The 26,512-nt window shown below is 69.2% G+C and carries 25 protein-coding genes and 1 riboswitch; of the genes, 10 read left to right on the top strand and 15 right to left on the bottom strand.

Annotated elements, in window-relative coordinates; translation table 11 throughout:
* Positions 1–63: 63 nt before the first annotated feature.
* Positions 64–1,077 (top strand): o-succinylbenzoate synthase, encoded by a 1,014-nt coding sequence (locus tag ACX80W_RS01365; RefSeq protein ID WP_459279725.1) that lies wholly within the window; start codon positions 64–66, stop codon positions 1,075–1,077.
* 18 nt (positions 1,078–1,095) lie between these two features.
* Here the strand turns inward: ACX80W_RS01365 and ACX80W_RS01370 are convergent, their stop codons facing one another.
* A complete protein-coding gene (locus ACX80W_RS01370) occupies positions 1,096–1,788 on the bottom strand; it encodes an aspartate/glutamate racemase family protein (protein WP_459279727.1) in 693 nt (230 codons plus the stop codon).
* Between the two features lie 472 nt (positions 1,789–2,260).
* Here ACX80W_RS01370 and ACX80W_RS01375 point away from each other — a divergent pair, with 472 nt between their 5' ends.
* Positions 2,261–4,321, top strand: coding sequence for a PhoX family protein (locus ACX80W_RS01375; RefSeq protein ID WP_459279729.1), 2,061 nt, complete (start codon positions 2,261–2,263; stop codon positions 4,319–4,321).
* 4 nt (positions 4,322–4,325) lie between these two features.
* On the opposite strand, the gene ACX80W_RS01380 is transcribed toward ACX80W_RS01375, so the two are convergent.
* Both ACX80W_RS01380 and ACX80W_RS01385 read right to left on the bottom strand, forming a co-directional pair.
* Positions 4,326–5,342: a magnesium and cobalt transport protein CorA gene (locus ACX80W_RS01380; protein ID WP_459279731.1), complete on the bottom strand. Its 1,017-nt coding sequence runs from the start codon at positions 5,340–5,342 to the stop codon at positions 4,326–4,328.
* Between the two features lie 222 nt (positions 5,343–5,564).
* Positions 5,565–6,335: a GVDTG sorting domain-containing protein gene (locus ACX80W_RS01385; RefSeq protein WP_459279734.1), complete on the bottom strand. Its 771-nt coding sequence runs from the start codon at positions 6,333–6,335 to the stop codon at positions 5,565–5,567.
* A 227-nt stretch (positions 6,336–6,562) separates the two neighbouring features.
* Between ACX80W_RS01385 and ACX80W_RS01390 the strand changes: the two genes are divergently transcribed.
* The gene (locus ACX80W_RS01390; protein ID WP_459279736.1) at positions 6,563–6,847 is read left to right on the top strand and encodes a hypothetical protein; all 285 of its coding nucleotides are present in this window, start codon (positions 6,563–6,565) and stop codon (positions 6,845–6,847) included.
* Positions 6,848–6,952: 105 nt separating this feature from the next.
* Here the strand turns inward: ACX80W_RS01390 and ACX80W_RS01395 are convergent, their stop codons facing one another.
* The gene (locus ACX80W_RS01395; RefSeq protein ID WP_459279738.1) at positions 6,953–7,291 is read right to left on the bottom strand and encodes a YnfA family protein; all 339 of its coding nucleotides are present in this window, start codon (positions 7,289–7,291) and stop codon (positions 6,953–6,955) included.
* 166 nt (positions 7,292–7,457) lie between these two features.
* Between ACX80W_RS01395 and ACX80W_RS01400 the strand changes: the two genes are divergently transcribed.
* Together ACX80W_RS01400 and ACX80W_RS01405 are read left to right on the top strand one after the other, a co-directional pair.
* Positions 7,458–8,369: a metalloregulator ArsR/SmtB family transcription factor gene (locus ACX80W_RS01400; RefSeq protein WP_459279739.1), complete on the top strand. Its 912-nt coding sequence runs from the start codon at positions 7,458–7,460 to the stop codon at positions 8,367–8,369.
* Positions 8,370–8,411: 42 nt separating this feature from the next.
* Complete coding sequence (locus ACX80W_RS01405; protein ID WP_459279741.1) at positions 8,412–8,816, top strand: arsenate reductase ArsC; 405 nt, start codon at positions 8,412–8,414, stop codon at positions 8,814–8,816.
* Between the two features lie 46 nt (positions 8,817–8,862).
* Here the strand turns inward: ACX80W_RS01405 and ACX80W_RS01410 are convergent, their stop codons facing one another.
* The 6 genes from ACX80W_RS01410 to ACX80W_RS01435 form a co-directional block, all read right to left on the bottom strand.
* Entirely contained in the window at positions 8,863–9,729 is an 867-nt protein-coding gene (locus ACX80W_RS01410; protein WP_459279743.1) for an aminoglycoside phosphotransferase family protein, read from the bottom strand.
* 40 nt (positions 9,730–9,769) lie between these two features.
* On the bottom strand, positions 9,770–10,084 hold the full coding sequence (locus ACX80W_RS01415; protein ID WP_459279745.1) for a DMT family transporter: 315 nt from the start codon (positions 10,082–10,084) through the stop codon (positions 9,770–9,772).
* 10 nt (positions 10,085–10,094) lie between these two features.
* Positions 10,095–10,163: riboswitch (guanidine-III (ykkC-III) riboswitch) on the bottom strand.
* 67 nt (positions 10,164–10,230) lie between these two features.
* Positions 10,231–10,635, bottom strand: a complete 405-nt coding sequence (locus ACX80W_RS01420; RefSeq protein ID WP_459279747.1) for a RidA family protein — start codon at positions 10,633–10,635, stop codon at positions 10,231–10,233.
* A gap of 94 nt (positions 10,636–10,729) precedes the next feature.
* On the bottom strand, positions 10,730–11,140 hold the full coding sequence (locus tag ACX80W_RS01425) for a Rid family hydrolase (protein ID WP_459279749.1): 411 nt from the start codon (positions 11,138–11,140) through the stop codon (positions 10,730–10,732).
* A 188-nt stretch (positions 11,141–11,328) separates the two neighbouring features.
* Positions 11,329–12,006, bottom strand: coding sequence for an MBL fold metallo-hydrolase (locus tag ACX80W_RS01430; RefSeq protein ID WP_459279751.1), 678 nt, complete (start codon positions 12,004–12,006; stop codon positions 11,329–11,331).
* The gene (locus ACX80W_RS01435; RefSeq protein ID WP_459279752.1) at positions 12,003–13,121 is read right to left on the bottom strand and encodes an S-(hydroxymethyl)mycothiol dehydrogenase; all 1,119 of its coding nucleotides are present in this window, start codon (positions 13,119–13,121) and stop codon (positions 12,003–12,005) included. Before ACX80W_RS01435 ends, ACX80W_RS01430 begins: the two co-directional genes overlap by 4 nt.
* Positions 13,122–13,391: 270 nt before the next feature.
* Here ACX80W_RS01435 and ACX80W_RS01440 point away from each other — a divergent pair, with 270 nt between their 5' ends.
* From ACX80W_RS01440 to ACX80W_RS01450, 3 genes are all read left to right on the top strand, one after another.
* On the top strand, positions 13,392–16,406 hold the full coding sequence (locus tag ACX80W_RS01440; protein WP_459279754.1) for an AfsR/SARP family transcriptional regulator: 3,015 nt from the start codon (positions 13,392–13,394) through the stop codon (positions 16,404–16,406).
* A 101-nt stretch (positions 16,407–16,507) separates the two neighbouring features.
* Positions 16,508–17,560 carry a class I SAM-dependent methyltransferase gene (locus ACX80W_RS01445; protein WP_459279756.1) on the top strand — a complete coding sequence of 351 codons (1,053 nt, stop codon included), beginning with the start codon at positions 16,508–16,510 and terminating at the stop codon, positions 17,558–17,560.
* Between the two features lie 319 nt (positions 17,561–17,879).
* The gene (locus tag ACX80W_RS01450) at positions 17,880–19,679 is read left to right on the top strand and encodes an immune inhibitor A domain-containing protein (RefSeq protein ID WP_525929883.1); all 1,800 of its coding nucleotides are present in this window, start codon (positions 17,880–17,882) and stop codon (positions 19,677–19,679) included.
* Positions 19,680–19,740: 61 nt separating this feature from the next.
* Here the strand turns inward: ACX80W_RS01450 and ACX80W_RS01455 are convergent, their stop codons facing one another.
* Positions 19,741–19,998: a hypothetical protein gene (locus ACX80W_RS01455; protein WP_459279760.1), complete on the bottom strand. Its 258-nt coding sequence runs from the start codon at positions 19,996–19,998 to the stop codon at positions 19,741–19,743.
* A gap of 195 nt (positions 19,999–20,193) precedes the next feature.
* Here ACX80W_RS01455 and ACX80W_RS01460 point away from each other — a divergent pair, with 195 nt between their 5' ends.
* Both ACX80W_RS01460 and menD read left to right on the top strand, forming a co-directional pair.
* Complete coding sequence (locus ACX80W_RS01460) at positions 20,194–20,733, top strand: DinB family protein (protein WP_459279762.1); 540 nt, start codon at positions 20,194–20,196, stop codon at positions 20,731–20,733.
* A gap of 81 nt (positions 20,734–20,814) precedes the next feature.
* On the top strand, positions 20,815–22,530 hold the full coding sequence (menD, locus tag ACX80W_RS01465; protein ID WP_459279763.1) for a 2-succinyl-5-enolpyruvyl-6-hydroxy-3-cyclohexene-1-carboxylic-acid synthase: 1,716 nt from the start codon (positions 20,815–20,817) through the stop codon (positions 22,528–22,530).
* 13 nt (positions 22,531–22,543) lie between these two features.
* Here the strand turns inward: menD and ACX80W_RS01470 are convergent, their stop codons facing one another.
* From ACX80W_RS01470 to ACX80W_RS01485, 4 genes are all read right to left on the bottom strand, one after another.
* On the bottom strand, positions 22,544–23,314 hold the full coding sequence (locus tag ACX80W_RS01470) for an amino acid ABC transporter ATP-binding protein (RefSeq protein ID WP_459279765.1): 771 nt from the start codon (positions 23,312–23,314) through the stop codon (positions 22,544–22,546).
* Positions 23,315–23,319: 5 nt separating this feature from the next.
* The gene (locus ACX80W_RS01475; RefSeq protein ID WP_459279767.1) at positions 23,320–24,105 is read right to left on the bottom strand and encodes an amino acid ABC transporter permease; all 786 of its coding nucleotides are present in this window, start codon (positions 24,103–24,105) and stop codon (positions 23,320–23,322) included.
* A gap of 80 nt (positions 24,106–24,185) precedes the next feature.
* Positions 24,186–24,986 (bottom strand): transporter substrate-binding domain-containing protein, encoded by an 801-nt coding sequence (locus ACX80W_RS01480; RefSeq protein ID WP_459279769.1) that lies wholly within the window; start codon positions 24,984–24,986, stop codon positions 24,186–24,188.
* A 127-nt stretch (positions 24,987–25,113) separates the two neighbouring features.
* Complete coding sequence (locus ACX80W_RS01485) at positions 25,114–26,454, bottom strand: isochorismate synthase (protein WP_459279771.1); 1,341 nt, start codon at positions 26,452–26,454, stop codon at positions 25,114–25,116.
* Between the last annotated feature and the right edge of the window lie 58 nt (positions 26,455–26,512).

The following is a 26,512-nucleotide window of genomic DNA, read 5'->3' on the forward strand; positions in this document are numbered from 1 at the left end:
GCGGGCCGCGGGCGCGCGTGGCGGCCGGATCCGGGACGGAGTCCCGCCCCGTAGCCTAGACCCGTGAGCACACCCGCAACCTCCGACCGCTTCCTCCCGCCGTTCGCCGAGCTCAAGGAACGCGCCCGCGTCGTCGCGGTGCCCATGCGGGTCCGGTTCCGCGGCGTGTTGGTGCGGGAGGCACTCCTCCTAGAGGGGCCCGAGGGCTGGAGCGAGTTCTCCCCGTTCCCGGAGTACGGGGACCAGGAGGCGGCCAGCTGGCTGCGCTCGGCGCTGGAGGCGGGATGGCAGGGATTCCCGGAACCCGTGCGGCGGCGGGTACCGGTGAACGCCACGGTCCCCGCGGTCCCCGCGGTCGGCGTGGAGGAGGTGCTGGCACGGTTCGACGGCGTCGGCGCCGTGAAGGTCAAGGTGGCCGAGCGCGGGCAGGACCTTGCCCAGGATCTCGCCCGGGTGGCCGAGGTGCGCCGCCTGCTGCCCGCCGCGGCAATCCGCGTCGACGCGAACGGTGGGTGGACGGAGCCCGAGGCCCTGGCCGCCCTGACCCGGCTCGCCGGGTTCCGGCTCGAGTACGCCGAACAACCCGTGGCGGACATCCCCGGGCTGCGTGCGGTGCGCAATGAACTGCGCCGGCGCCAGGTGCCCGTGCTCATTGCCGCCGACGAAAGCGTCCGGCGCGAGGAGGACCCGCTGCGGGTCGCCCGCGAGGATGCGGCGGACCTGCTGGTCATCAAGGCCGCACCGCTCGGCGGGGTGCGCAGGGCGGTGGAGATCGTGGCCCGGGCCGGCCTGCCCGCCGTCGTGAGTTCCGCGTTGGACACCTCGGTGGGCATCCGTGCCGGGGTGGCCCTCGCCGCAGCGCTCCCCGAGCTTCCCTATGCCTGCGGGCTTGCGACGGTCTCCCTCATGGCCGGCGACGTCACCGACGAGCCGCTGGTACCCTCCGGCGGCTTCCTTCCTGTCCGTCCGGTCGACGCCTCCCCGGCCCTTCTTGACACCTTCGCCGCACCGGCCGACCGGCGGCAGTGGTGGCTCGACCGGCTCGAGCGTGTGCACCGCGTGCTGACGGCGGCCTAAGGCTGAGGGAAGCCGGCATCACCCGGCGAGTGCCGCCGTCACGGCCGCTTCCGCATGGAGGCGCGTCGTGGCGAATACCGGCAGGTCCGCGTCCCCGGGGCCGATGAGCAGTTCGATCTCCGTGCAGCCGAGGATGATGCCCTCGGCACCCCTGGCTGCCAGGTCCTTCATCACCGCCTGGTAGCTGCGCCTGGACTCGTCCCGGATGTCCCCGAGCACCAGTTCGTCATAGATGATGGTGTTCACCCTCGCCTGGTCTTCGGCGCCGGGAAGGAGGACCTCCAACCCGTGGGAGGCAAGGCGGTCCACGTAGAAGGTCTCCTCCATGGTGAACCTCGTCCCGAGGAGGCCCACCGTCCGGATTCCCGACGCAAGAACCGCCTGGGCGGTGACATCTGCAAGGTGGATGAACGGGATGGACACGGCGTCTTCGATGGCCCCCGCGACCTTGTGCATGGTGTTGGTGCAGAGCACCAGCAGGTCGGCGCCCGCGGCCTCGACCCGCCGCGCCTCATCGGCCAGTATCTCGCCTGCGAGCTGCCATTCACCCTGCGCCTGGAGGCGTTCGATCCGAGCGAAGTCCACGGACACCAGCACGCAGGAGGCCGAGTGCAGGCCGCCGAGCCGGTCCCGGACGCCCTCGTTGATGAGGGAGTAGTACAGCGCTGAGCTTTCCCAGCTCATCCCGCCGAGCAACCCGATGCGTTTCATGCGCCCACCGTAGCGGAGACCATGCCGGGCCCGCCGCCCGTTACGGCGGCCCTGCCCACTGATAAACCCCAGCCAGTGGGCAGAACAGTTGGACATGGACCTCCCAAACACTTCTGCCCATTGATCGGCCCCGGTCAGTGGGCAGAACCGTCGGAATCCGACCTCCCAAACACGCCTGCCCACTGATCACCCCCCATCAGTGGGCATATCCAGACATGCCCACTGATCGGCTCCCATCAGTGGGCAGAACGGTTGGTGGACGACCTCGCAGACACGCCTGCCCACTGATCAACCCTCGTCTGCGGGCATAACCGGACATGCCCCGCCGATCAACGCCCATCAGTGGGACAGATGGGTCAAATGTTTGGCATGGGTTCTCCGCGCATTTACCGGACGGCATCCGGGGTGACGGCTTCGACCACCACGTTGGGAGGTGACACCACCGCCGTTCGCCCCTTGGAAGGCACTACCCATGAGTGAAACGACCCGCCGGCTGCTCCCCATGCTCGGACACACCAAAGGCAAGCGAAGCGCGGTCACCTGCGCCCTGAAGTGCGACAACGCGTGCGCCTCCGCGGTCTGCAACACCTCGTCGAACGGCTACTTCCGCGACGTCGTCTCCGCCGAGTTCTCACGGCGCAACCTGCTGGGGGCCGGCGCGGCGGGGGCCCTGACCCTGCTCGTGGGGTCGGCCGCCGGGTCGGGCGGAAACCTTCCGCAGGCGGTGGCCCTGCTGGGCCGCGCGCACAGCAGGCTCGCGTTCACGGCCATTGACCCGGTGGACGCCCTGGTCGACGACCTGATCGTTCCAAGGGGTTTCACTTGGAAGCCGGTCATCCGCTGGGGCGATCCGCTGTTCGCGAACTCCCCGGTCTTCGACGCGCAGAACCAGAGTGCGGCCGCCCAAGCCCTCCAGTTCGGGTACAACTGCGACTACACGGACATCCTCACCCTGCCTGGGAGCAAGGGGCGACGGGCGGTGCTCTTCGCCAACCACGAGTACACGAACGAAGCCATCATGGTTCCTCCCACCCTTGCGGCCGCCGAGGTGCGGGGAATCGGCAAGGCCGCCCACGGGCTGTCGGTGGTCGAGCTGGAGCGGAAGAACCCCACCAAACCGTGGAGCTACGTCCAGGGCGCCCCGCTGAACCGGCGCTTCCTGACCACAACGGCCTATGAACTCACCGGTCCCGCCGCCGGCTCCGACCTCGTGAAGACCGTGGACGACCCGGCGGGCCGCGCCGTGCTGGGCACCCTGGGCAACTGCGCCGGCGGAACGACCCCGTGGGGAACCATCCTCTCCGGGGAGGAGAACTTCAACGGGTACTTCGTCAGCGCAGGAACCAGCGCCGGCGACCGCCGGTACGGGCTGGGCTCCAAACCCACCGTCCGCGGCTGGGAGATCGACGAGGCCCGCTTCGACACCCGGACCCCCGGCCACGAGAACGAAAAGCACCGTTTCGGCTACATCGTCGAGGTCGACCCGTTCGACCCCACCTCGACCCCACGGAAGCACTCGGCGCTGGGCCGTTTCAAGCACGAGGGCGCGAACGTGAGCGTCGCGGCGGACGGCCGCGTGGTGGCCTACTCGGGGGACGACGAGCGGTTCGACTACCTGTACAAGTTCGTCTCGACCCACACCGTCCGGCCCGGGAACACTCCGGAGGCGCGGCGGGCGAACATGGATCTGCTCTCCCAGGGCTCGCTCTACGTCGCCCGTTTCCAGGGCAACTCGGTGCCGGAGATCAACGGCTCCGGGGCGCTGCCCGCCGACGGCGCATTCGACGGCGTCGGGGAGTGGCTGCCCCTGCTGCTCGACAACGAGTCCGCGGTGCCGGGGATGAGCGCGGCCGAGGTGGCGGTCTTCACGCGCCTTGCCGCCGACAAAGTCGGCCCGACCAAGATGGACCGCTGCGAGGACGTCGAGCCGAACCCGATCACCGGCAGGGTGTACGTGGCCTGCACCAACAACACCAACCGGGGAACCGGAACCAACGCCGCGGCGGACGAGGCCAACCCGCGCACCGGCAACCGCGACGGCCATGTCGTTGAACTCACCGAGGCCGGCGGGGACGCCACGGCGACCCGCTTCACCTGGAACCTGCTGCTGGTGTGCGGCGACCCGGCGACGAACCTGACGGCGTACTTCAGCGGGTACCCCGCGGACCGGGTCTCCCCGATCAGCTGCCCCGACAACCTCGCCTTCGACTCGGCGGGCAACCTCTGGATTTCCACGGACGGCCAGCCGGGCAGTATCGGATACTGCGACGGACTGTTCAAGGTGACCCTCGACGGCGCCGACCGGGGGCGCGTCGAGCAGTTCCTCGCGGTGCCGCGCGGCGCCGAGACGTGCGGGCCCATCATCCACGACGAGGAGCGCTCGGTGTTCGTCGCCGTCCAGCATCCCGGGGAGGACGGAGCCTGGGCCGCCCAGCTGTCCCGGTTCCCCGACTACGTGCCCGCCGGCAGCCGCCCGGCCGCCGGGCAGGGGGCGCTGCCCCGCCCCTCGGTGGTGCAGGTCTACCGGGGCTGAGCCCTCACAGCCATCCCCGGCGTCGGAACATCAGGTACAGCCCGATCCCCATGCCCACCATCAGGGCGAGCGCGAAGGGGTAGCCGAGGGGCCAGGACAGCTCCGGAATGTGCTCGAAGTTCATCCCGTAGATGGTCCCCACGAGGGTGGGCGCGAACAGGATCGCCGCCCAGGAGGAGATCTTCTTCACCTCCTCGTTCTGCACCAGGCCGGATTCGGACAGCAGCCGCATCTCGTCGTTCTGCCGTTGCGCGATGAAGGTCGCGTGCACGGTCAGGGCGTTCTGCAGCAGCACCCGGAACGCGTTGACCTGGTCGATGATGCGCAGCACGTGGTCGTGGACGTCGCGCAGCCTGCGTTCCACCTCGATGTCCATGCCGCCCATGTCGCTCTCACGCTGCAGGGCCTCAAGGATGGCGCCCAGCGGCTGGGTGGCGCGCTGGAACAGGATGACCTCCCGGGACAGGTCGTAGATGCGCCGGGACACGTCGGCTCCGGCGTTGAAGAGCTGGTCCTCGATTTCGTCGATGTCGTTCTGCAGGCCGGCCACCACGGGCTGGTATTGGTCGACGACCTCGTCGAGGATCGCGTACAGGACGATCGGAGGGCCCATGGCGAGCAGTTCGGGGTCCGCCTCGAGCCGCTGCCGCACCCTGGCGAGGTTGAGGGCCTCGGCGTGGCGGACCGTGACGATGAAGTCCGCCCCGGCGAAGACGTGGAGCTCGCCGAATTCCACCTTCTCGGCTTCGTCGATGTACCGCGCCGGTCGCAGAACCAGGAACAGGGTGTCGCCGTACCGCTCGAGCTTCGCGCGCTGGTGCCCGGACAGCGCATCCTCGACGGAGAGTTCGTGGAGGTCGAACTCGTCGGCGACCGCATGGATCTCCTCCGGAGCCGGCCGGAAGAGGCCGATCCAGGCCATGCCTCGGCGCTCGTGCATCATGTCGAAGGTCTCGCCGAGACTGGCCGGGCTGTCCGTCCGGATCCCGCCCAGGTACACCGCGCTGTCGATCGTCGTCATGAAACCCACCCGCTCCTTCGCTGCCTGCCGCCCTGGGCGCCGGTTACCGTTCCGGCGGTCCAGCGCGGGCGATGGGATCATGGTCCTCCACGGACGAGCCGGATCAAAGGGCACCATCGAAGGATTCGGGAGTTAAACGGTCCGGCCACCGCAGGCGAGGGGAAGACGCTGCAGTGGCCGGTGGCGCCGGGCTGGGCCCGGGCCGGTTGGTGCTGCTAGGGCCTAGGCCTGGCCGGTACCGCGGCGGCGGACCAGGAGGGTTCCGCCGGCTGCTGCGGCCAGGACGAGGCCGCCGCCGAGGGCGAGGGCACCAACGTTGGATCCGGTTTCCTGGGTGGCTCCGGTGTCGGCGCCGCCGTTGGGCATGGCGCCCATCTGCGAGGCGACGAGGGTGCCACACAGTGCCGGCGAGGTTGCTGCCAGCGGAAGGTCCGGGGTCAGGTCGCTCTTGGCTTCCTGGGCGGCCGGGCTCAGGGTTGCGGGGTCCAGGCCGTGGACGACGACGACGGCGGTGCCGGCCTCGAGGGCGGCCTTCGTGTCGGCGTTGATGTCGAAGGTGCGCTGGATGGTGTAGCTGCCGCCCTGGCCGCCGAGCTTGACGTTCAGGCCCTCTTCGGGGCCGGTGCCGCCGCTGGTGGACAGCGTGGTGAGGATGCCGCCGTAGGAGGGGGCGCCTTCGGTCGTGTTGACCACGCCGTCGCCGTTGGTATCCGCTGCGGGGGTCGGGCAGACGCCCTGGGCGCCGCCGTGGATGTGCTGGACGTGGGGGTAGGGGCCGTCCATGAAGGTCTCGGCGAGGCCGGAGACCTGCAGGTTGACCGTCGCCTGGTCGCCCTTGACGTCGACGGTGATGGTGCCCGCGCCGGTGCTGCCGTTGAGCTGGCCCAGGGTCGAGGAGTAGGAGCCGTCCGCCGCCATTGCGGAGGCGCCGGAAAGGGCCAGCATGCCCAGGGCGAGGGAGGGTACCGCGAGGAGCCGCATGTTCTTGTTCATGGAGATCAATTTCCTTCACTGTGCGGTGAGCGCACACCTTCGGATGTGCTTAAAGGGTGTTCGGCAGGCAGGCCGGGGCGGATTGGTTGTCGAAGGAAATAACCGCAAAGATATTCGGCAGCCATAACCCGACTACCGTGTTACGGATGTTTCCGCGCTGAAAATACTTGCCTCTTATGGGCGATTCGTTTGTTGCGGATGGGGTCGGCGTACTGGAGCATACTTCTATGGAATTGCTAAGCTCCCGCACTATCGACCTGCAGCAGGCCCCGGAAGGCCGGGAGCAGGTCCGAGGGGTCGGCGGACTTGAAGAACTTGAAGCGCTGCGGCTTCGGCGGGTGCAGATCCTCCTTGACGCGCGGCTTGCCTGCGAGCAGGCCGAGGCTGCCGGTGCGGAGGGGGCCGCGGGAACGGCACAGGGCCGCTTGTGCGCGGCGGTGAGGGACCTGGAGGAGGTCGATGATCTGCTCCACCTCACCAGGCTCGGCCGATCAACCCCGCTCGCCGGCTAGGCCGCTCACGACCCCACCATGGGACGCCTCCGGCAATTCGGGCCACACCCGGGCAGCGCCCCCGGCAGTGATCGATGGCAGTGATTGACGGCGGCGGGCCGGCGGTTAGGAGCCGGGAGTCCGGGGGACGAACATAATGACGGCCACGCCGGCGAGACAAACGCAGGCCCCAAGGATGTCCCACCGGTCGGGCCGGAAGCCGTCGAAAACAATCCCCCAGGCAAGGGATCCCGCCACGAACACCCCGCCGTAGGCGGCCAGGATCCTGCCGAAGTGCGGATCGGGCTGGAGGGTCGCGAGGAAGCCGTAGACGCCCAGGGCGATCAGGCCGATGCCCGCCCACCACCAGGGGCGGCCTTCACGGACCGCCTGCCACACCATCCAGGCTCCGCCGATTTCGGCGATCGCCGACAGGGCGAAGAGTACTGCCGCTTTCAGGATCATCTCCTCAGTCTCGCCCATCCCGCACCCCGGCCCCTGTTGAGTGCCTCCCGGGCACACCCGCTGCCACGGGGGCCGTCCGGTCGCTGGCGCCACCGGGATTCCGCGGAGTCCGGTGCCAGGAGCGGAGTCGGCGGATCTGAGTACGCATAGACTCTCATCTATGCGCATGCCGGGTTCTCCGCTCGAACTGAAGCTGCTCGCCGATCCGACCCGGGCACGGATCCTGTCCCTGATTCTCGACAGCCCGGACGGCAGGCGGCTTGTCGGCAGCCTGGCGGCCGAGCTGGGCCTGCGGCAGCCAACGGTGAGCCACCATGTCAAAGCGCTCCTGGTGGAGGGCCTGCTGCAGCGGGCTCCGGAGGGCCGGCAGGTCTGGTACTCGATTCCCACCCACCAGGTCGACCGTGTGGCGGAGGTGCTCCAGGGTGAGCGGCCGCCGCCCGTGACCGATGCGGTACTGCGCCGCATCTCGGCGGACCTCACAACCCGCTTCGCCGGCACCTTTGGCCCCGAGACCGTCGCGCGCTATGTCCAGGAGAGCCACACCCTGCTCGCGGACCGCGCCGGGCCGGCCCGCCACCTGTCCTCGCTGACCTCCCGCTTCGCAGCCGAGCGGCTGTCCGCCCTGGCGGCGGAGGAGCTGCCGCGCGCCGGACGGCCGCCGGAGGTGTTGTTCGTCTGCGTACAGAACGCCGGACGCTCCCAGCTCGCTGCGGGGATCCTCCGCCACCTCGCCGGCGACCGCGTGCGGGTCCGGACCGCCGGATCCGCTCCGGCCGGAGCCGTGCGCTCGGTGATCGTGACGGCGCTGGATGAGATTGGCGTGCCCCTCGGCGGGGAGTACCCCAAGCCGCTCACCGACGAGGTGGTCCGCGCCGCCGACGTCGTCATCACCATGGGCTGTGGAGACGCCTGCCCGGTCTATCCCGGGCGGCCTTACCTCGACTGGGACCTCGAGGACCCCGCGGGCCTCCCGCTGGCCCGGGTCCGGGGCATCCGCGACGACATCGAGGCGCGGGTGCGGGAACTGCTGGGCTCACTGCCGGAAACCGGTCGCCACCCGCTGGCCAATCAATAGACGGCCATCTATGCTTTCGGGTAACCGACAGCAAGGAAGTCCATGAAGCCCACAGTCCTCTTCGTCTGCATCCACAACGCCGGCCGCTCCCAGATGGCCGCAGGTTATCTGCGCGAACTCTCGGGCGGCGCCGTGGAGGTCCGATCCGGCGGTTCAGAGCCCGGGGACCGGATCAACCCCATGGCGGTCCAGGCAATGGCCGAAGAGGGCATCGACATCTCCCGGGCCGTGCCCCAACTCATGACCACCGGGCAGGTCCAGGACTCCGACGTCGTGGTCACCATGGGCTGCGGGGATGTGTGCCCGGTCTTCCCCGGGAAGCGCTATGAGGACTGGGAGTTGGCCGACCCCAAGGGCAGGCCCATCGAGGAGGTCCGTGCCATCCGGGACGACATCCGGGCCCGCGTCGAGAAGCTGCTGGCCGAGTTGGCTCAGGCCGGCAGCTAGGGGCCTCGAAAAACCACCGGCGCGCCGAATCGTCGAGCCGGTGCTGTCAGGCAACCGGGTCCGCGAGCACTTCCGCCAGGACCGCCCGCTGCCGGTCGTCGGGGCCGGAGAGCCCGGCCATTGTCACAAGGGCCTTCCACAGGGCCCAGCCCCGCGCCCGCTGCCACTCCTCGGCCGGCAGGCCCGCGGCGGCGCGGAAGGCCTGCCGTTCCGCTCCGGTGAAGTAGGTCCAGGCCATCACCAGGTCGCACGCCGGGTCGCCGACGCCGCAGGTGCCGAAGTCGATGACGGCGGAGAGCCGGCCATCCCACACCAGCAGGTTGCCTTCGGCGACGTCGCCGTGGAACCACACCGGCTCCCGATCCCATTCCGACCCGGCGGCCGTTCTCCAGATCCGGCGGCACGCCGACGTATCGACCTCGCCGGCCAGTACGGCAAGGGCGGCCTCCACCTGGTCCTCATACACTCCCGGGTGACAACCACGGAAGAAGGAATGCCGTCCGGCGGCCGGTCCGCCTTCGGTGGGCACCGCCCGCAGCGCACGCAGCAGCCGACCGAGGTCAGCGGCGAAGTGAACCCGATCGACGTCCGGACTGTCACTGACCGTCTCTCCCTCCAGCCAGCGGCGCACCGACCAGGGAAAGGGGTAGGCGGATCCCGGGCGGCCGGACGCTACTGCCTCGGGGACGGCTGTGGGAAGGCGGTCCGCCATCCGCGGCAGGACATGATCCTCCTTGGCGATGCCGGCGGCGTAGCGCTCGGCACTGGGCAGCCGCACCGACAATTCGTCGCCGAGGCGGAAGGTCCGGTTGTCCCACCCCTGCCGTTCCACCGGCTCAACCCGAAGGTGCCGCCACTGGGGGAACTGGTCGGCAATCAGGGTGCGGACGAGGCCGGCATCGATGGTGGTCACGGCAGAAGTCTGCGGGATGGGCGCCGGTGCCGCCAATCGGTCAATGGATGAGCTTGAGCCCGATGATGCCGCCGATGATCATCGACAGGAACACGATCTTCAGCAGGGACGCCGGCTCGGTGCCGGTGGCCATGGCGTAGATGATCGTCAGCGACGCCCCGATGCCGACCCAGACGGCGTAGGAAGTCCCTACGGGCAGCGTGCGCATCGCGTAGGCGAGGCCGGCCATGCTGGCAAGGATGGAGACAATGAAGACGATCGTGGGGCCCATCCGGCTCAGACCGTCCGATTTGCCGAGCGCCGTCGCCCAGACCGCCTCCAGGACGCCGGAAATCACGAGCACGATCCATGCCATGGCAGACTCCTCCGGGCCGTCTTGTCGCACACCGGGTACGGCACCCATCGTCCGGGAGCGCCCTGCTGGGCCGCTCACTTCCATTTAGTCACGCCCGGGCAGCAACCGCCAAAGCCCCGTGGCGTCACCACCCGGGGCCGGCTTCCTTAGCCTTCCTCCGAGAGGTCCGCGTGCGCGGCGATCTCCACCAACTGGTCCGGGAACCCCAGCCGCACGACGCCGAAGAGGTTGCTGGCGGGCCGGTAATCCCCGAAATACTCCTTGTGGAGGGCTGGAAATTCGGAGATGTGATCCTCGAGGTCCCGCACGAAGATGTTCGTTTCAATGATGTGGTTGCGCTTGGCATTGAAATGCGCGAGGACGCGGTCCATGTTCTCGAACGCGGTGCGGACCTGCCGTTCGAAGTCTCCGGGGTGCAGGAAGTTCCCTTGCATATCGTGTGAATACTGCCCGGAGATCCTCAGGGTCGTCCCCACCCGTCGTCCCTGGGAGTATCCGACCGCCTCTTCCAGGGGGAGTCCAAAGCTGAAAATCCTATCCGTGTTGCCCATTTTTGCTGTCCGATCTGATTGTCGAAAGTGTTGGGGGCGCCGCGGGGACCGATCGATCCGATCGGCAACCGGCTCGCCACCGGATCCTTCAGCTCTACTTCGTGAGGTCCACGTGGGCGGCGATCTCCACAAGCTGGTCGGGAAGGGCCAGTGCGGTCACCCCCCAGGCATTGCTGGCGGGCCGGTGGTTCCCGAAATACTCCTTATGGATCGGTCCGAAGGTGGCGAAGTTCTCGCGGAAGTCCCGCATGAAGACGTTCGTTTCAATGATCTGGTCACGCCTGGCATGAAAGTGCGCCAGCACGCGGTCAATATTTTCAAACGTCACCCGGACCTGCGCCCCGAAATCACCGACGTGGAGGAAATTGCCCTCCGGATCGTGGGACAGCTGCCCGGATATTCTCAGATTCGTTCCGACCCGCAGCCCCTGGCAGTAACCGACGGCGTCTTCCCAAGGGAGGCCGAAGTTGAAGACCGAATCCGTATTTTGCATCTCGTGTCCCATCTGATCGTGAAGGTCAATGGGCGCGCCGATGGGTTGCCTCCGCCGGCACCCCATCTCGGATGTGATTCGGTCACAGTCCGATCACTTCACGATAGGCAGGGCACCCGGTCCGGAGAAGGGCTGGAGCTTTGTTGAAGGAATTGTGAAGGCGCACGGGCCCGGTCCGGGCCCGTGCGCCGGGAGGCGCGTCAGTGGCCCCGGTCGATCCACTCCTGCAGGTGCGGGGCCTCCACCGCGATGGTCGTTGAGTCCCCGTGGCCGGTGAGCACCTCGGTGCCCTCCGGAAGGGTGAGCAACCGGGTCCGGATCGAGTCGATAATCGTGCCGAAGTCGCTGTACGAGCGCCCGGTGGCGCCCGGCCCGCCGGAGAAGAGGGTGTCTCCGGAAAAGAGGACGCCGTCCGCGCCGAGGCCGGGAGCGCTGAAGCAGACGGACCCGGGGGAGTGGCCCGGAGTGTGGAGTGCGGTCAATTCCACCGCTCCCACGCTGAAGACGCTGCCGTCGGCGATCGGTGCGTCGAACGGAGCGTCGGGGTGGACCTGTTCCCACAGCATCATGTCGGCCGGGTGCAGGTGCACCGGGGCGCCGACCTGGATGGCGACCTCCCGGACGGCCCGGATGTGGTCGTCGTGGCCGTGGGTCAGCAGGACCGCCGTCACAGTGCGCCCGCCCACGGCATTCACGACCGCCTGTGCATCGTGGGCCGGGTCGATGATTACGCACTCGTCGTCGGTGCCGACGAGCCAGACGTTGTTGTCCACCTGCCACGTGCCACCGTCCAGGGAGAAGGTGCCGGAGGTGACGAGGTGCTCGACGCGCACCCGGCCGGCCGCATCGGTGCGCGCGGGTGCTGAACCGGCGCTCATCGGCCGGCCCCGGCGGGAACGGTGTTGATCTCCACGACGGAGCGCAGCACCTTGCCGGCCTTCATCTTTTCGAGCGCGGGCTCGACGTCGTCAATCCCGATCCGCTCCGACACGAAGCCGTCGAGGTCCAGCCGGCCCAGCCGGTACTGGTCGACGAGCATGGGCAGGTCCCGGGACGGGAGGGTGTCCCCGTACCAGGCCGACTTGATCGCTCCGCCGCGCCCGAAGACCTGGTCGAGCGGGATCTCCCAGGTGGTCCCGGGATCGGGAACGCCCACGAGGACCAGGCGCCCGGCGAGGTCCCGCGCCTCGAAGGCCTGCCGGAAGGTGGCGGCAATGCCGACGGCGTCGATCACGACGTCGGCGCCGAAGCCGCCGGTGAGCGCCCGGATCGCCTCGACCGGGTCCTGATCCTTGGAGTTGACGGTGTGCGTGGCGCCGAAGGAGCGGGCGGTGGCGAGCTTGTCGTCATCGATGTCCACGGCGATGATCGTGGTGGCGCCGGCCAGCTGCGCCCCGGCGACGGCGGCGGTGCCGACCCCGCCGCAGCCGATGACGGCGACCGACTCCCCGCGCTGCACGGCGCCGGTGTTGAGCACCGCACCGATGCCGGCCATCACGCCGCAGCCGAGCAGGCCCACCGCCGCGTACTGGTGGTCCTCGAGATCGCCTTCAATCTTGGTGCACTGCCCCGCGGCGACGAGGGTCTTCTCCGCGAACGCACCGATGCCGAGGGCGGGTGAGAGCTCGGTGCCATCGAGCAGGGTCATCTTCTGGGTGGCGTTGTGGGTGTTGAAGCAGTACCAGGGCTGGCCCTTGCTGCACGCACGGCACTGGCCGCACACGGCACGCCAGTTCAGGATCACCCGATCGCCGGGGGCCACCTCCGTGACGCCCTCGCCGACGGCGGAGACGACGCCGGTGGCCTCGTGCCCGAGCAGGTAGGGGAAGTCGTCCCCGACCGCGCCGACCTGATAGTGGTGGTCGGTCTGGCAGACCCCGCAGGTCAGGACGTCGACGAGCGCCTCGCCCGGCCCCGGGTCGGGAACCAGGATGGTCTCGACAGTGGCGGGCGCGTTCTTGGCCCGGACGACGACGGCTTGAACTTCGTGCATGGAAATCCCTTTCGGCTGGGTGAGGAGTCCACCGGGCGCGCATTGCCGTTCCCTGTGGAGAAACTCATCTTGTCAACAGTACTGAAGACCAGCGGCCGCAAGCGGAATGCCGCCTTCGGGAACCTAGGGGTATTGCTTGGCGTTTCGCCCTCTTGACGCCCTCCGGACGCGGTTCGACGATTGAATCTCCACAGAGCGGGCGTCGGGAAGATCATGGACCACGATTTCGGGACCAGCGAGCCGAGGGAACGCCCAAACAATGATGGCCGCGTGGCGTACCGGATGCTCGGACCGCTGACGGTGACCGTTCAGGGGCAGCTGCTTCCCCTCGGAGGCCTCCGCCGCCGGGCCGTCCTGGCACTCCTGCTCGTCGCCCGGGGGGCGACGGTGGGCGAGGACGCGATCATCGACGCGGTCTGGGGAAACAATCCGCCGCGGGATGCACGCAACGGCCTCCAAAGCCACATCTCGAGACTGCGTGCATCGTGGGTACAGGCGGCGCCGGGCCTGGAATGCCCGGTGCTGCGCACCCCGGGGGGTTACCGCCTGGCGGTGACCGGCGCCGGGGTCGATGTGGATGAGGTGACTTCCTTCGTCGCTGCCGCAGGACAATCGCTGGATTCCCACCCGGTCTCCGCTGTTTCGTTGCTCCTGGGCGCACTGGGTTGTTGGCGCGGCCGGCCGCTTCAGGAGTTCGCCGGTCTGCCCGGATGGCCGGATTCCGCGCTGGCCGCGGAACAGCTTCATCTTGATGCGCTGCACCGGAGGATCACCGAGGATCTGGCCGAAGCCCGTCTCGCGGCGGGACTGTACGGCGAGGTGCTGCCGGACCTGCAGCGGATGGCGGCGCAGGAGGTTTTGAGTGAGCGGCCGCACCGGCTGCTGGCCCTGGCGTTGTACCGCAGCGGGAAACCCACCGAAGCGTTGGAAACACTCCGCGGATATCGGGCGCGCCTGGCTGAGGAAGCCGGGCTCGATCCTTCCGTGGAGCTCGGCGCGCTGGAATCCCACATCCTTGCGCAGCACCCTGCTTTGGAACCGCGGCGCGGTAGGTCAACCGCCAATGCGCCGCCGCCTCCGCCGGCCTGGCTGCCCCCTCCGATCCCCCTGCTCGGCCGGGAGGCCGACGTGCAGCGGGTGCAGGACGCCATGGCCGTGTCACCGCTGGTGACGGTGACCGGCACGGGAGGGGTGGGAAAGACGCGGCTGGCCATTGAAGTCGTTTCGGCTCTGGCGCACGAACCCGAAGCGGATCCGGTGGTGGTGCTTGAGCTGTCGTCCCTGCGCCGCGGGGACAGCATTGCCCCGGCCCTCGCCGGCATGCTTGGCGTTCGTCCCGGCCCGGGGGAGCCGCTCGGTGAGGTCCTCGTCGATTACCTGAGGACCCAGCGGCTGGTCCTGGTGCTCGATAACTGCGAGCACCTGCTCGATGAGGTCGCGGACCTCGTCGAGCTGGTGATCAGTGCCGGCCCGGCGCTGACGGTTCTGGCCACCAGCCGGGAGCGGCTTGGACTCCGGGCCGAACAGGTGGTTCCGCTCGGGCCGCTCGCCACCTCCAGCGGTGCACATGATTCCACCGAGGCGCCGGCCCAGGGGCAGCGATCGGCGGCGACACGGCTCTTCGAGCAAAGCGCGCGGCGGGTTCAGGACGGCTTCGCCCTTGACGAGCGGACCCTGCCGGCCGTGGACGAGTTGTGCCGCCGCCTCGACGGACTTCCCCTGGCGATCGAGCTAGCCGCCGCTCAGGTACGGACTCTCGGCGTGATGGGCCTGCGGGAACGGCTCGACGACCGGCTGGATCTGCTGTCCCTGCCGCGGCAGGCGTCGCTGCGGACCGTCATCGACCGGTCCTACGATCTGCTCACAGTTCCGGAAAGAAATATGTTCGCCGACTTGTCGGTGTTCGACGGTGGCTTCACCCTGGAGGCCGCCGAACGGGTCGCCGGCGGGAGCCTCACCGGAAGCTCGACGGTTCAGGCCCTCACCCGCCTGGTCGACGCATCCCTGGTCTCGGTCCGCCAGGACGGGAACGGACACCTCCGGTACTCATTGCTCGAGACCCTCCGCGCCTACGCCGAGGAACGGCTCGCGGCGGACCGGTCGGGCCGCAGCGCGGTGCTCCTGCACACCGCCTGGGCCATGGAGCTCGTGGAGGAAGCCGAGGCTGCCCTGGAGGGACCCGATGAGGCGCGGTGGGTCGGAATCCTTGAAGCCGAGCTGCCCAATATCCGCACTGCATGGCATGGGTGTATGAGCCGGTCCGACCTCACGGCGGCCGCGAGGATCACGCTCGCCCTGGCGAACTACGCTCAGATCCACGAGCAGTCCGAACTGTGGCCATGGGCGCGGGCGCTGGCGGTCCATCCCGCCCTGACAGGGCATCCCCTGTCGGCGGCCGTCCAGAGTGCGGCCGCGCAGGCCGCCTGCCTGCAGGGTGATCTGGATGAAGCGGAGCGGCTGCTGGCCGCAGCGCGGCAGACCCTCGAGGCGTTCCCGCAGGTTTCGCAGCGTGCGTGGTTGTGGGCGGCGTCGGCCAACATCGTGGCCATTTTCAGGGGCTCCTACGCTGAGGCGGAGAGACTCGCCCGCGGAGCCTACGATGCCCCGTCCGTCTCCCCGCTGTGGAGGGTCATCCTGCTGGCGGACATCGCCCTGGCCCGGCTGTACCGCGGCGACGTCGGGGGCGCGCGCAACGCCGTGACCCCCTGCAGACGGCTGGCGGCAGCTGTGGGCTGCCCCGCCGGCCGCTCGTTCGCTTCCTTCGTCGACGGGGAGGTGGCCCTGGTCGACGACCCCGACCGGGCGGCCACCGCCCTGGAGGAGGCGGTGGCCGTCGCCCGGACCGTCAAGGCGGGCTACGTGGAGGGCGTGGCCATGGTCTCCCTTCTCTCCGGGGCGATGCGGGGGCGGGACTACGGCCGGGCCGTCGAGGCCTTCCCGGCCGTCATTGAGCACTGGCACCGCGCGGGAATGTGGGTGCAGCAATGGACCACGCTGCGCCTGCTGGCCGAGCTGCTCGCGGACCTCGATCAACCCCGGCCGGCCGTCGTCCTGCTGTCCGCGGCCGGGAGTGCGCCTGAGGCGTCGGTTGTCGGAGGCCCGGAGGCGGACCGTGCCGAGGAGCGGTGGAGGCGCCTGGCCCGCTGCCTCGGTCCGGCGGACACCGCCCGTTGTGTGGCCATGGGCTCGGCGCTGACCCGCTCCGAGGCGATCGTCTACGCGCTCGGCACCGCACTGCCCCAGGCACGCGACGCGGCCGGACGTCCAGGCGCCACCCGGCAGTGAAAGGCCGGGCCGGCGCATGATGCCGGTCTGACAGCGGATTGTGCGTGGCCTGCAAGCGGCTCCTGCGACCGTGGTTCCACCACCTCAACAAAGGAGTTTCCATGAATATCAATGAATCCCAACTGAACGCCCTGACCGCACAGCTGGCCACAGAACTCGTAGGCGCATGGGGAATCGTCTCGGTCCACCTGGGTGTGCGGCAGGGCCTCTACCAGGCCCTGTCCGCCGGCCCCGCGAGTGCAGGCGAACTGGCCGGGCGGACCGGCACCAACGAACGCCTGCTTCAGGAATGGCTGGTGGGCCAGGCACTGGCCGGATACATCAGCGTGGATTCCGATGGCAGGTACCGCCTCTCGGCGGAGCAGGGGATGGTCCTGGCCGTCGAAGGATCGCCAGCCTACCTCGGCGGTCTCACCGAGGTTCTTGCAGCCGCGGTCCAGGGGCAGCAACGCATCGACGCCGCGTTCCGCTCCGACGGAGCACTGTCCTGGGGAGATCAGAACCCGGGGCTGTTCGACGGCTTCGACCGCTCCTTCGGCCCCATTTACCGGGCCTGCCTCCTCACCCAGTGGCTTCCGGCCCTCTCGGGGATCGAGTCCAAGCTGGCAGCCGGAGCCCGTGTTGCCGACATCGGGGCCGGCCAGGCGACGGCGGTGACGCTCATGGCCGCGGAGTTCCCCGCTTCGCGCTTCGTCGCGGTTGACCTGCATCAGGGCTCGTTGGGAGCCGCGGCCAAGAAAGCGGCGGCAGAGGGAGTGGCGGACCGGATCCGGATGGAGAACGCCTCCGGAGCCGAGTACGCGGGAGGGCCGTATGACCTGATCACCTTCTTCGACTCCCTCCACGACATGGGAGATCCTGAGCAGGTGATCGCGAACGCGGCCCGGCAGGTGGCCGAGGACGGGTCCGTGATGGTCGTTGAGCCCATGACGGCCGAGGGTCCCGACGACGCGGCCGGCATGTTCGCCGCGAGGCTGTTCTACCCCAGTTCGGCGATGCTCTGCACCCCTTCGGCCCTGGCCGGCGGCACGACGGCCCTCGGCAATCAGGTCCCGGACGAAACGTGGGCACGCCTGTTCCACCGCAACGGGTTCACGTCCTTCCGACGGGTGGCGCAGACGCCCTTCAACCGCGTCTTCGAAGCACGCCGCTGAAGTCTGCGGGATGCCCCGCGCCCGGACGGCCGCCCCCGGCGGCCGTCCGGGACGAGGTGGATCAGCACCACCCGGGCGGCCCCTACGACTGGTCGCCGCCGGGCACTATACAAACCCGGCCGCGTTTCGGCTAGGGGGCGTACGAAAAGCGGTTCGGGGTGAAAACAAGACGGGAAACCGTTGGATTGCGGTGTTACCGTCCTCCCAGAACGTGTGCTTAGGCAACAGGTTCGCCACGGCGGCTTCCATCACGGAACTCCGCCCAGCTGGGATATTTCACTAAGGAGAACCCTTGAATTCCACCACCCGTACCCGGGGGATGCGGCGCGCGATGGCGCTCGCCGTCACCGGCGTCGTCGTCCTCGCCCCCGTGAGCGCGCACGCCGTACCCGGCACCGACCCGGTCTCACCTTCCTCCACCTCTTTCACCTCCTCGCCCGGCGCCGACGGTGCTGCAGCCAGGTCCGATGACCGCTCCGACCCGGTGGCCGAGGCCCGCCGCGACCTCAACCAGAAGGCGGTGGAGAAGGTCATCTCCGGCGACGCCAAAGTCGAGGACCGCAACGGTTCCAAGGCCGTCCGGGTCGCACCCGGTCAGTGGGCCGAATACGGGCTCACCGGCAGCGACCAGATCCTCTCCTTCCTGGTCGATTTCGGCGACCAGGTCGACCCCCGCTACCCGGCCTCCGCGCCCGGGCCGAAGCGCAACACCATCAAGGAGCCGAACCGCACGGTGGACAACTCCACCTACTGGTCGCCGAGCTTCGACCGGGCGCACTACCTTGACATGTTCTTCAGCGGGGACGGCGAATCCCTCAAGGGCGTCTATGAGGAGATGTCCAGCGGCCGCTACACGGTCGACGGCGACGTCAGCGACTGGGTAACGGTTCCCTTCAACTCGGCCAGCTACGGCGAAACCGAGAGCCAGGCCGACATGACCCGCTTCGTCCAGGACACCGCCAACGCCTGGTACGACTCGCAGCTCGCGGCAGGGAAGACCCCCGCCGAGATCGACGCGTACCTCGCCACCTTCGACCAGTGGGACCGCTACGACTACGACAAGGACGGCGACTTCAACGAAGCCGACGGCTACATCGACCACTTCCAGGCCATCCACGCCGGCGAGGGCGAGGAGGCCGGTGCGCCCTCCTCGGCCATCTGGTCCCACCGCTGGGCGGTCGGCCAGGCGGGCCGGGGTGTCTCCGGCCCCGCGGCCAACCCCTACGGCGGCATCAAGATCGGCAACTCCAATGTCTGGATCCGCGACTACACCACCGAGCCCGAAAACGGCGGCCTCGGGGTCTTCGCCCACGAATACGGCCACGACCTCGGCCTGCCCGACCTCTACGACACCAGCGGCGGCGAGAACGGCACCGGCTTCTGGACGCTCATGAGTTCGGGCTCCTGGCTGGGCCACGGCAAGGGCTCCATCGGCACCACCCCGAACCACATGGGTGCGTGGGAGAAGATCCAGCTCGGCTGGCTCGACTACGAGGTGGCCACCGCCGGCCGGGCCTCGACCCACACCATCGGGCCGTCCTTCCATGCGACGAAGGCCCCGCAGGCCGTCGTCGTGAACCTGCCCAAGGATGCGGCGGGCAAGAGCCGCTTCTACATCGCCGAGAACCGCCAGTACCTCGGTTACGACGGGACGCTCGCCTCCGGCCCGTACAACTTCGGCTGGAACCTCAGCGCACCCGACACCGTGGAGCACTACGCCTACCAGGACGGCCTGAGCATCACCTACTGGAACACCGCGCAGCGCAACAACAACACGCGCCAGCACCCCGGCGCAGGCCTCGCCCTGCCCGTCGATGCCCACCCGAAGCCGCTGACCTGGTCGGACGGCACGGTGGTGCGCAACCGCATCCAGAGCTACGACGCCACCTTCGGGGCCCAGGCCACCGATCCGCTCAGCCTCCACCGCGAGCAGACCACAGGTAGAACGACGCTCACCGCGCCGTCACAGCGGGGCGTGCCCGTCTTCGATGACACGAATCCCAACGCCTACTACGACCCCTCGAACCCGCAGGGCTCCGTCGTAGTGGCCGGCACCGGAACCCGGATCGAAGTGATTCAATCCAACCCGAACGGAATGCTCACCCTCCAGGTGCGCTGACCCGCCGGACACAGGACAGGAGCCGGGAGGATCTCCCGGCTCCTGCTGCGTCAACAGCCGGCTAGCTGCGCGGCCGGATGGCCACGCCGTCTTCCCAGTGGAACAGGCGGCGTCCCTTGCCCCCGTCCAGCTCCACCCACAGCACGCTGCGGTCCTCCACCAGTGCCTCAACGACCCCGGGCACCGAAGAGCCGTTGGGGAGTTCGACGAGGACGGTGTCTCCGGTGCTCAGCTCCTGCCAGCGGACCCGGGCGGCCGCGGCACCGGCCACCGACGACCAGGCCTCCGGCCCTTCCTTCGAATTCGTCCTGGTAAGCAACCCGACCCCTTCCAATCGATGCTCGGCGAAAGCACGACCGCCAGCGTGTCAGGGAAAAATGAACGTCACCTGAAACCCTGCTGGGAGTCCGCCTCCGCCGGTGGGGTCCGCGCCGGCGCGGCACTCCCAAGCGGGGCAGCGTCCGGGTGTGGCCGGCGTTGCCCCCGGCGACGCCGGCGCGTAGAGTTCCCGCGCATGACCACCGTAGATGACCACGGCCGGGTTGAACCTCCCCTCGCGGGCGGCGAAACCGACACCCTCCTGGGCTACCTCGACTACCAGCGTTCCACCCTCGCCTGGAAGACGGGCGGGCTCGACGCGGCCGGGCTGTCCGCAACCGTCGGCGCCTCCTCCATGACGTTGGGAGGCCTGCTCAAGCACATGGCCTTCGTCGAGGACCACTGGTTCACGTACATGCTGCACGCGCAGGACAGGCAGCCTCCGTGGAACTCGGCGGAGTCCACAGCCGACCCCGACTGGGAATGGCATTCCGCCGCCCGGGACACACCCGGGGAGCTCCGGAACCTGTGGGAAGCGGCGGTGCAGCGCTCCCGCTCACTGACCACCGAGGCCCTCGGCGGCGGTGAGCTCGGGCAGGTGGCCCGGCGCCCCTGGCCCAACGGTGAGGCGCCGAGCCTGCGCTGGATCCTCGTGCACATGATCGAGGAATATGCGCGGCACAACGGCCACGCGGACCTGCTGCGCGAATCGGTTGACGGAAGCACCGGGGAGTAGGCCCTCCGGCCGCCGGTTCGCCGCTGCCCGGGGAGTCCGCCCGTGGGCAGGCGCCCGGACGGGGCGTGGAAGGATTGGGGCATGAGCGATTCCCTCACCTCCATCGACGCGGCGCGGCGCGCGGTCGCCGAACTGACCGCCGGGGGAGTGCACGACGTCGTCGTTGCCCCCGGATCCCGCAGCGCACCGCTGGCCTACGCACTCGCCGAGGCGGAGGCCGCCGGGCGGCTGAAGCTCCACGTGCGCATCGACGAGCGGTCCGCCGGTTTCACCGCGCTGGGCCTGGCCCTGGGCGGGAAGCGCCCGGCGGCCGTGCTGACCACCTCGGGAACGGCCGTTGGGGAACTGCTGCCGGCCGTCATGGAGGCCAACCACGCCGCGGTGCCGCTGGTGGTGCTGTCCGCGGACCGCCCGGAGGAACTGCGCGGCACCGGCGCCAACCAGACCACGCGCCAACCGGGCCTGTTCGGCAGCCACACCCGGTGCGCCCTCGACGTCCCCGCGGGTGAGGACCCCGCACCCTCGGTGGCCCGGGCGGTGCGCGAGGCCCGCGGCGGCACGGCGCCGGCCGGTCCGGTCCAGCTCAACCTCGCCTTCCGGGATCCGCTGGTGCCGGCGGAGGAGGACGACGACCCGGCCGGCGCACTGCCGGTGCCTCCGCAGGACGCCGTGCCGGCGCCAGCGGAGCCCGTGGAGGAGCGGGACGACGCCGGCGCTGCCGCGGACGCCGCGGCGGCCGTGCCCGGCGCGCGCTCCGCCCCCGTGTCCGGCGGCCCGGTCGTCGTGGCCGGCCACGGGGCCGGTGAACTGGCGGCGGTCTTCGCAGCGCATCTCGGGCTGCCGCTGCTGGCCGAACCGTCCTCCAATGCCCGCTTCGGCGCCAGCGCCATCGCGCCCTACCGCCTGCTGCTTGGCCACCTCGGCGCCGGCATCACCAAGGTGGTGGTCTTCGGACGGCCGACCCTCTCCCGGCCGGTGGCCGCGCTGCTGGCCCGCACCGACATCGACCGGGCGCTGTACCTTCCGGGGCCGGCGGCCTGGTTCGAGCTCGGCCGGCGGCCCGAGCGCGTCATTGACAACCTCCCCGAACTGCTCGACTTCGCCGGCCCGGCGGCGCCCGGGTGGCTTGAGGCCTGGCGCTCGGCCGCAGCGGCCGCCGACGCGGCCATCGACACCCTGCTTTCGGGGGAGGAGGGTCTGACGGGCCCGGCCGTGGCCGAGGCCGTGTGGGAGCACACCGACGGGTTCCTGGTGCTGGGCTCGTCGAACCCCATCCGCGACGTGGACCTCACCGCCTCGCCCGGCTGGCACCCCCTTGAGGTCTTCGCCAACCGCGGGCTGGCCGGCATCGACGGCACCATCTCGACCGCCACGGGCATCGCCCTGGCCGCCGGGGTGCCCACGCGCCTGCTGCTGGGCGACCTGACCTTCCTCCACGACGCGGGCGGGCTGCTCACCGGGGCCGGTGAGGCCGAACCGGACCTGCAGATCGTGGTCCTTAACGATCACGGCGGCGGGATCTTCGGGCTGCTCGAGCACGGGGAGCCCGGCACCACCGCACGCTACGGCGCCGCGGTGGAACGGCTCTTCGGGACGCCGCAGCACGTCGACCTGGCGGCGCTGGCCGCGGCCTACGGAGTGGCCTTCGAACGGGTCACCACGCTGCAGGGCCTGGAGACGGCGATGGAGCGGCCCCTGAGGGGCCGCTCCATCATCGAGGTGCAGGCGGACCGCCGGCCGCTGCGCGCGCTGCACGCAAGGATCCGGGACGCCGTGGCGGCGGTGATCGCGCCCTGAGGCGCGGGACGCGCTAGAGCACCTTGGAGAGGAAGCTCCGGGTGCGCTCGTGCTGGGGGTTGCCGAGGACGTCCTCCGGCTTGCCCTGCTCGACCACGACGCCGCCGTCCATGAACACCACGCGGTCGCCGACTTCGCGGGCGAAGCCCATCTCGTGGGTGACGACCATCATGGTCATGCCCTCCCGGGCCAGCTGCTTCATGACCTCGAGGACGTCGCCGACCAGTTCGGGGTCCAGGGCGCTGGTGGGCTCGTCGAAGAGCATCATGTCGGGGTCCATCGACAGCGCACGCGCAATGGCGACGCGCTGCTGCTGGCCGCCGGAGAGCTGCGCAGGGAAGGCGTCCGCCTTCTCCGCGAGGCCGACCTTGGCCAGGTTGCGGCGGGCCACCTCCTCCGCCTCCGCCTTGCCGCGCTTCTTGGCGCGCTGCTGGGCGAGCGTGAGGTTGCCGAGCACGCTCAGGTGCGGAAATAGGTTGAACTGCTGGAACACCATGCCGATGCGGGTGCGCATCTTGTCCAGGTCGGTCTCCGGGTCGGTGATGTCGACGCCTTCGACCATCACCGTTCCCGTCGTGGGTTCCTCGAGCCGGTTGACGCAGCGCAGCAGCGTGGACTTCCCGGAGCCGGAGGGCCCGATGACGCACACCACCTCGCCCTGGTCGACGTGGAAGTCGATGCCCTTGAGGACCTCGTTGTCGCCAAAGCTCTTGCACAGCGCCCGGACTTCGATCGCGGGTTCGGTGGTGCTTACTGCCGAGGAGCCCTTTGACACACTGGTCATGGCAATCACCGGCCTCTCTTGTTGTGTCGTTCAAGCTTCGCCACCAGCTGGGTCAGCGGCAGCGTGATCACCAGGTACAGCAGGGAAGCAACCACCAGCGGGGTGGCGTTGGCCAGGCTCGTCAGCGAATCCCGCGCGAACACCGTCAGCTCCCGTTCGCCCAGGGCCAGGCCTGCGATAAACAGCAGCGAAGTGTCCTTAATCAGGATAACGAGTTCGTTCGTCAGCGGCGGGGTGATGATGCGGAACGCCTGGGGGAGCACCACCGAGACCATGGTCCAGCTCGGGTTCATGCCCAGCGACCGGGCCGCCTCGACCTGACCCTTGGGCACCGCTTCGATGCCGGCACGGATGGTCTCGGCGATGTAGGCGGCCGAGACGACGATCAGGCCGATCAGGCCCGCTCCCACGCTGCCTCCCGGCGGACGCCAGGAGAAGGCGATGGGGACGGCGTACGCGAAGCCGAAGATGACCAGCAGCGCGGGCAGCCCGCGGAAGAGTTCGATGTAGCCGGTGGCCAACCAGCGGTAGGGCAGGACCGGTGAGAGCTTCATCAGGGCAAGGAGCAGCCCGAGGATCAGTCCGCCGATGAACGCGATCACGGTGTAGATGACCGTGTTCTTGGCCGCGATGACGACAATCTCGGGGAAGGTCGCCGCGGCGACCTCCAGGTTGAAGAAGTTGGTGCGGATCGCGTCCCAGTCAGCGACGAGCGCGACGATGAGGAGGGCGACGATCAAAATCGCGTAGAGGACGCCCTGGAACAGGCGCCGGCGCGTAGAGGGTTTCACGCTGGGGGATACCTTCCTTCAGGAGGTGGCGCGCTGGTGCCCCGGCGGCGCTCGGCCACCGGGGCACCGGCAGTGTATTTCTACTCCGCGAAGTAGGTGTCGTAGATTTCCTGGTACTTGCCGTTCTCACGCATGGTGGACAGCTGTTCGTTCACCGCGGAGACCAGTTCCTCGCTGCCCTCCTTGGCGAAGGCGAAGCCGTACTGCTCGTCCGTCTTGTACTCATCGGCGATGGTGAACTTGCCGTCCTCGGTGTGCCCGAGGTTCACCGGCAGGTCCTGGAGCAGCGCGTCGACATTGCCGGCCTGGATGGCTGCGTACATCTCGGCATCGGACGGGAACGCGACGACCTTGGTGTCCGCGGGCACGTTCTCTCGGGTGTAGGTCTCGCCGGTGGTGCCCTGCTGGACGCCGACCGACTTGCCTGCGAGATCCTCGATGGTCTTCACATCGGAGTCGGTCGGGACCAGCAGCGACTGCAGGGAGTCGTAGTAGGGCTCGGAGAAGGTGAGGTTCTCCTCACGCTCGGGCGTGATGGTCATGGCGCTGGCTCCGACGTCGCACTGGCCGGCGGCGATGACGGCGCCGCTCTGGAGGCCGTCGAAGCCGACGTCCTGCACCTCGAGCTCGAGGTCGAGGCCCGTGGCGATCTCCCTCATCAGGTCCATGTCGAAGCCCGTGTACTCCCCGTTTTCCTCGAACTCGAAGGGCGGGTAGGGGATATCGGAGCAGACGGTCAGGGCCCCTTCGTTCACCAGGTTGAGGCCGCCCGCCTCGCCCGAGTCGGTGGATCCTTCGGAGCCACCGCCGCCGCCGCAGGCGCTCAGTGCCAGCGTTCCGGCGGCCAGTGCGGCCAGCATTGCGGTTTTCGTTGAGAACATCGGATACCTCTACGTTTGGACGGGTAGGAAAGGTCGTGTTGATTCTAACTGCACAAGAGATGTGCGTCACAGGCTACAGGAGATGCGTATTGGTAACCAAGCATTTTCCATCGGCGGTGCCCACGGCCTAGCGGGAAAGGCCCAGCGCCTCGATCATCGGCCGGAATTTGCTCCACGTTTCGGCCAGTTCCGCCTGTGGTTGCGAGCCTTCGACGATCCCGCAGCCCGCATACAACCGGACCCGGGTGGCGCTTTCGATCACCGCACCGCGCAGGGCGATGCCCCACTCACCGTTGCCTTCGGCGTCGATCCAACCCACCGGCCCGGCGTACGGACCGCGCTCAAGGTGTTCAAGCTCACGGATCAGCGCCCCCGCCACCGTCGTCGGAGTGCCGCAGACCGCCGCGGTGGGGTGGAGCGCCTCGACCAGGGCGAGCGACGTTGGGACGGCACCGTCCCCGTCCCGGGAGAGCCGGGCGGAGACATCCGAGGCGAGGTGCCAGACATTGGGCAGCTGCAGCACGAACGGCTCGCTGTGGGAGGTCATCGAGCTGGTGAACGGCTCCAGCTGGCGGGTCAGGGAATCGATGGCGATCGAATGCTCGTGCAGCTGCTTGGCCGAGCCGGCGAGCACCCGCTCGGCATACCCGGGATCGTCCGCCGGGGCTCCCGCACGGTCGAGGGTGCCGGCGAGGACGCGGGCCTGGGCCGTCGAGTCCTCGACCTTGATCAGCATCTCCGGGGTTGAGCCGATCAGCCCGTCGACCGAGTAGGTCCAGCAGTCCTCGTAGCGCACCGCCAGCTCGCGCAGGACCTGCGCGGTGGCGACGGGTGATCCGAGTTCGGCCACCACATCGCGGGCCAGGACGAGCTTGCTCAGCTCCCCGGCCTGGATCCGCTCGACCCCGCCGGCCACCGCCTCAAGATACTGCCCTTCGGTGAGGACCCCCGGTGCGAGCCGGTCCTCGGGGTGTGGCGTCCGGGTGGGATCCACCTCCTCGAGGTAGACGGCCAGGACCGCCTCAGCGGCCTCCGCGCTCAGCTCGGCGTCCGCGTCCTTGGTGATATAGGTCAACCAGCTCTGCCCGTCGCGGCAGCCGATGACGATCTCCGGCACGATCAGCCGCGAGGGGTGACGGGATGTCTTGGAGAACGCGAAGGAGCCGAACGCCACCAGGCCGGTGCCCGGGCCGGAGAGGGGATTGACCACCTCGGCCGCGTCCAACTCCCCGCGCCACCACTGCTGGGCGTCGGCGAAGCGGCCCGGGCCGGAAGCGGTGAACCGCGCCACCTCGCCGAAGGCGACGAGGCCGCCGCCGCGCCGGATCCAGGTATGGACGTCATTGCGCACAACATAGTCGAGAAGACCGGTCTCGGGTTCGATCCGTCCCCGGGAGATGGTGATGCTTCTCAGGCCGCCCGAGCGCCCGTGTGCAGGGGCAAGCGCGGCGGGAAAGGGATTGCTCATGATGATCCAAGCCTACTCCGGCGCGGGAGTGCCCCTTCCGGTCCGAAGCCCGTCCGGG

The sequence above is a fragment of the Arthrobacter melezitosi genome (genome assembly GCF_054511055.1).

Excerpts from the sequence above, each read along its gene's own strand:
- ACX80W_RS01370 (WP_459279727.1), bottom strand. The coding sequence starts at position 1,788 with ATGAAACGCATCGGGTTGCTCGGCGGGATGAGCTGGGAAAGCTCAGCG.
- ACX80W_RS01375 (WP_459279729.1), top strand. The coding sequence starts at position 2,261 with ATGAGTGAAACGACCCGCCGGCTGCTCCCCATGCTCGGACACACCAAA.
- ACX80W_RS01380 (WP_459279731.1), bottom strand. The coding sequence starts at position 5,342 with ATGACGACGATCGACAGCGCGGTGTACCTGGGCGGGATCCGGACGGAC.
- ACX80W_RS01385 (WP_459279734.1), bottom strand. The coding sequence starts at position 6,335 with ATGAACAAGAACATGCGGCTCCTCGCGGTACCCTCCCTCGCCCTGGGC.
- ACX80W_RS01390 (WP_459279736.1), top strand. The coding sequence starts at position 6,563 with ATGGAATTGCTAAGCTCCCGCACTATCGACCTGCAGCAGGCCCCGGAA.
- ACX80W_RS01395 (WP_459279738.1), bottom strand. The coding sequence starts at position 7,291 with ATGATCCTGAAAGCGGCAGTACTCTTCGCCCTGTCGGCGATCGCCGAA.
- ACX80W_RS01400 (WP_459279739.1), top strand. The coding sequence starts at position 7,458 with ATGCCGGGTTCTCCGCTCGAACTGAAGCTGCTCGCCGATCCGACCCGG.
- ACX80W_RS01405 (WP_459279741.1), top strand. The coding sequence starts at position 8,412 with ATGAAGCCCACAGTCCTCTTCGTCTGCATCCACAACGCCGGCCGCTCC.
- ACX80W_RS01415 (WP_459279745.1), bottom strand. The coding sequence starts at position 10,084 with ATGGCATGGATCGTGCTCGTGATTTCCGGCGTCCTGGAGGCGGTCTGG.
- ACX80W_RS01420 (WP_459279747.1), bottom strand. The coding sequence starts at position 10,635 with ATGGGCAACACGGATAGGATTTTCAGCTTTGGACTCCCCCTGGAAGAG.
- ACX80W_RS01425 (WP_459279749.1), bottom strand. The coding sequence starts at position 11,140 with ATGGGACACGAGATGCAAAATACGGATTCGGTCTTCAACTTCGGCCTC.
- ACX80W_RS01430 (WP_459279751.1), bottom strand. The coding sequence starts at position 12,006 with ATGAGCGCCGGTTCAGCACCCGCGCGCACCGATGCGGCCGGCCGGGTG.
- ACX80W_RS01435 (WP_459279752.1), bottom strand. The coding sequence starts at position 13,121 with ATGCACGAAGTTCAAGCCGTCGTCGTCCGGGCCAAGAACGCGCCCGCC.
- ACX80W_RS01445 (WP_459279756.1), top strand. The coding sequence starts at position 16,508 with ATGAATATCAATGAATCCCAACTGAACGCCCTGACCGCACAGCTGGCC.
- ACX80W_RS01450 (WP_525929883.1), top strand. The coding sequence starts at position 17,880 with ATGCGGCGCGCGATGGCGCTCGCCGTCACCGGCGTCGTCGTCCTCGCC.
- ACX80W_RS01460 (WP_459279762.1), top strand. The coding sequence starts at position 20,194 with ATGACCACCGTAGATGACCACGGCCGGGTTGAACCTCCCCTCGCGGGC.
- menD (WP_459279763.1), top strand. The coding sequence starts at position 20,815 with ATGAGCGATTCCCTCACCTCCATCGACGCGGCGCGGCGCGCGGTCGCC.
- ACX80W_RS01470 (WP_459279765.1), bottom strand. The coding sequence starts at position 23,314 with ATGACCAGTGTGTCAAAGGGCTCCTCGGCAGTAAGCACCACCGAACCC.
- ACX80W_RS01480 (WP_459279769.1), bottom strand. The coding sequence starts at position 24,986 with ATGTTCTCAACGAAAACCGCAATGCTGGCCGCACTGGCCGCCGGAACG.
- ACX80W_RS01485 (WP_459279771.1), bottom strand. The coding sequence starts at position 26,454 with ATGAGCAATCCCTTTCCCGCCGCGCTTGCCCCTGCACACGGGCGCTCG.